The following is a 3,227-nucleotide window of genomic DNA, read 5'->3' on the forward strand; positions in this document are numbered from 1 at the left end:
GGTCCACGGGGTCAGCCGACGGTGCGCTCGATGATGAGGTCGGCGTCCAGGCGCAGCTTGTCCACGGCGCGGGACAGCGTGCTCTTCACCGTGCCGAGCGTCACCCCCATCCGCTCGGCGATCTGCGCCTCGGTGAGGTCGTCGTAGTAGCGCAGCACCACCGTGGTCCGCTGCCGGGCGGGCAGGCGGTCGATGGCGCGCTCCACCACGTCGGCCAGGTCGCTGCGCCAGGTGGGGTCGTCCACGCGCTGCTCGGGGATCTCGTCGGTCGGGTAGACGTCCAGCCGGTTGCGCCGCCACTCGGAGATCTGCGTGTTCACCATGGCCCTGCGCACGTACCCGTCGCGCGCCTTCGGGTTGGTGATCCGGTCCCAGGCGAGGAAGGTCTTGACCAGCGCCGCCTGGAGCAGGTCCTCGGCGTCGGCGTGGCTGCCCGTCAGCGACCGGGCCATCCGGAGCAGGACCGGTCCGCGTTCGGCCACGTAGTGGCTGAACTCGTCGTACCGGGGCGTCCGGGTCGTCCCTGTCACGCCGACCACCGACCTTCACGGGCGCTGCGTGGGCTTTCGTCGTGTTCCTCCCTTCTAACTCTCACACAGCCAACGCAAACATCCAGGCACGTGTGTCCCACGCGCCGACAAACGGACCGCCGGAAAACCGCAGGTGGCGGCCTGCTTCCGTGTCCGAATACCGGCCCCGGCGAGTCGCGGTGCCGACGGCCGACAAGCCCGTGGCACGGGCCGGTTCCACTCGCCGGGCCTCGCCGCGCGGACCGGTCCCGCTGGCGGGGGAAAGAGGGGCCGACCGAACGGGAAACCCTGTGTTTTGGGGGATCTTGTGGGTGTTTATGAATCTTTCTAGATTTATGGGTTCTATGCGTAGCTTTGTAACGACAGGCTGTGGTGGGGCGATCCCGAGTCGCCCGATGTGCGAAGCCCGGTGTGCGCGGAATCCGCTCTCTGGTTCCATGGGGTGCCCCACGCGTCGTTCGGGGCCGCGGCACCGAGAACATGTCTGGACAACGGGGACGAAGCGACGGGTCGTACTGGTGAGGGGGCTCAGTCGAGATGTCAGTGACCACCGAGATCGGACGGGACCGCAGAAGGTTCACAGCCGCGGTGCTCGGCACCGCGAGCGCACCCGAACCCACGCCGCTCGGGCACCGCGTCGCCCGCGGCGTGGTCGTCAGCGCCAACGCCCGCATCCTCTGCCTGGCCGTGCCGGGCGGCGAGGAGCACTTCATGTACGACCGCTCCACCGTGTTCTGGCGGGGCGGGGAGGTCGGCCCGGGCGAACTCCGCCCCGGTGACGACGCCGTGGTGCTGCGCGTACCCGGCGGCCACCCCATCGCCGCACGCGTGTGGGCCCAGGCCGCCCGCGCCACCGGTGTCATCGTCAGCCGCGACGGCGACACCCTGGAGATCGACCCCGGGCACGGGCGTCCGCGCCAGACCGTCGTCCTGCCCTACCGGACCTCGGGCCGGATCTCCGTCCGCCACCCGCGGCTGGAACCCGGCTACGTCTTCGACGCCGTCGGCGTCTGGGAGGAGGGGGCCGTACGGGCCGTGCGCCCCGCCACGACCCAGCCGCCCTACCCGCTCGGCGCCACACCGCACCGGCCGCCCACGCGTCGGCGCGCCACCACGCTGAGCGGCGTCGCCACCTGGTACGACCCGGCGTGGGGCCGCTCCTCCCACGTGGACCCGCGCGCCCACGTCGACGGGATCGCCTACCCGGCGCTCGACCCCGTCGGCCACGACGGGCCCTGCGACCGGCGCACCTCCTGCGTCCCGCTGCCGCTGCTGTCCACCGGGGCGACCCTGAGCCTGCGCAACGACTGCACGCACGAGTCCGCGGCGCTTCCCGTGGTCGACTGCGCCGCGGCAGACAGCTGGCTGTGCGACCTGTGCTCCTCCTGCGGAGGCCAGAGCGCGGGACGGCTGGCCTCCCTCACCATGACCGGCTTCGTCGCCCTCGGCGGGCGGCTGGAGGACGGCTGCTTCAACGCGACCGTCACCGTCCACGACGGGGAGGGATGACCGATGCTCCCGGAGATCGTCGAGGCGGCCCGCGAGGTGCAGCTACCGCTCCTGGCGGTGCTGCTCCTGGTCGGAGCCGTCGCCAAGACCACCAGTCGGGCGGCCGCCACGGGCCTGGCCGTCCTGGCGCCCGAGCGGCTGCGCCGGGCGTCCACGGTCGGCACCGGCCTGCTGGAGGCCGCGCTGGCGCTCGGCCTGCTCGGACTGACCGGCCTGTCGGGCGAGGCGGTGCGGGCGCTGACCGCGGTCGTGTTCGCCGTCTCGGTCGTGGTCCTGGTGGTGATCCGCAGACGCGACCCCGAGGCGGGCTGCGGCTGCTTCGGCGGGCTGAGCCAGGCGCCGATCGGCTGGCGGACGCTGGCCCGGGCCGGACTGCTGTCGGCCGCCGCGCTGTCCACGCTCGGCCTGGAACCCGCGGGCTGGGAGGCGGTCGCCCCGCCGACCCCGCTGCACGCCGGGGTCCTGGGCGCCGAACTGCTGCTCCTGGCCCTGCTGAGCCCCGAACTGCGCACCTCGGCCGCGCGCACCCTGCACGAGGAGCCCTGCGCGCTGCGCGAGGTTCCGCTGCGCCGCACCGTGCGGACCCTGCGCCGCAGCGATGTGTGGCGCGTCAACGAACCGGTGATGCTCGGGACCGAACCCGAGGACGTGTGGCGTCAGGGCTGCTGGAGGTTCCTGCGCTACGACGGCGTACGGCACGGCCGCCGGGTCGACGTGGTGTACGCGGTCAGGGCCGGGGGCAGGCGCGGTACCGCGGTGCGCGCGGCCCTGGTCGACCGCGAGAGCGGAGCGGTGGTCGCCTCCTTCGGCGCGGTCACCCGCATCGAGCTGACCGGCCCGCCGCGCAAGCTCCTCCACCCGGGGGAGGCGGCCCGACGGGACGCGTGGCGGCACGACGAGGCCAGGGCCGAGCTGAGCCTTCGGACCGCCCGGGAACGCTCCGCCGTGTGGGACCTCGTCGCGGGCGGATCCGACGAGAGCGCCCGGGACGAAGGCGTTCGGGAGGGCGACGTCCAGGGCGAACGCGTTCCGGGACAGCGCGGTCCGAGCGGGCGCGAGGAGGTCGGCCGGGACGCGGCGGAGCAGGGCGCCGCGGAGCAGGGCACCGGCGGGACGGATCGGGGCGGGCGCGAACCGACCCCGGCCGGATGAGGGCGCGCCGACGGGCCCCGGCCTCCGGGGCCCGTC

At 73.8% G+C, this 3,227-nt stretch carries 3 protein-coding genes; 2 read left to right on the forward strand and 1 reads right to left on the reverse strand.

The genetic code is table 11. From position 1 onward, the window contains the following. Positions 1 to 11: 11 nt before the first annotated feature. On the reverse strand, positions 12 to 539 hold the full coding sequence (locus DQW06_RS09775; RefSeq protein WP_041552954.1) for a SigE family RNA polymerase sigma factor: 528 nt from the start codon (positions 537 to 539) through the stop codon (positions 12 to 14). A gap of 528 nt (positions 540 to 1,067) precedes the next feature. Between DQW06_RS09775 and DQW06_RS09780 the strand changes: the two genes are divergently transcribed. Together DQW06_RS09780 and DQW06_RS09785 are read left to right on the forward strand one after the other, a co-directional pair. Next, complete coding sequence (locus tag DQW06_RS09780; RefSeq protein ID WP_013155638.1) at positions 1,068 to 2,039, forward strand: hypothetical protein; 972 nt, start codon at positions 1,068 to 1,070, stop codon at positions 2,037 to 2,039. 3 nt (positions 2,040 to 2,042) lie between these two features. Continuing rightward, complete coding sequence (locus DQW06_RS09785) at positions 2,043 to 3,191, forward strand: MauE/DoxX family redox-associated membrane protein (RefSeq protein ID WP_071623026.1); 1,149 nt, start codon at positions 2,043 to 2,045, stop codon at positions 3,189 to 3,191. The last annotated feature ends 36 nt before the right edge of the window (positions 3,192 to 3,227 follow it).

This window comes from Nocardiopsis sp. TNDT3, assembly GCF_003427465.1.
Lineage (GTDB): Bacteria > Actinomycetota > Actinomycetes > Streptosporangiales > Streptosporangiaceae > Nocardiopsis > Nocardiopsis dassonvillei.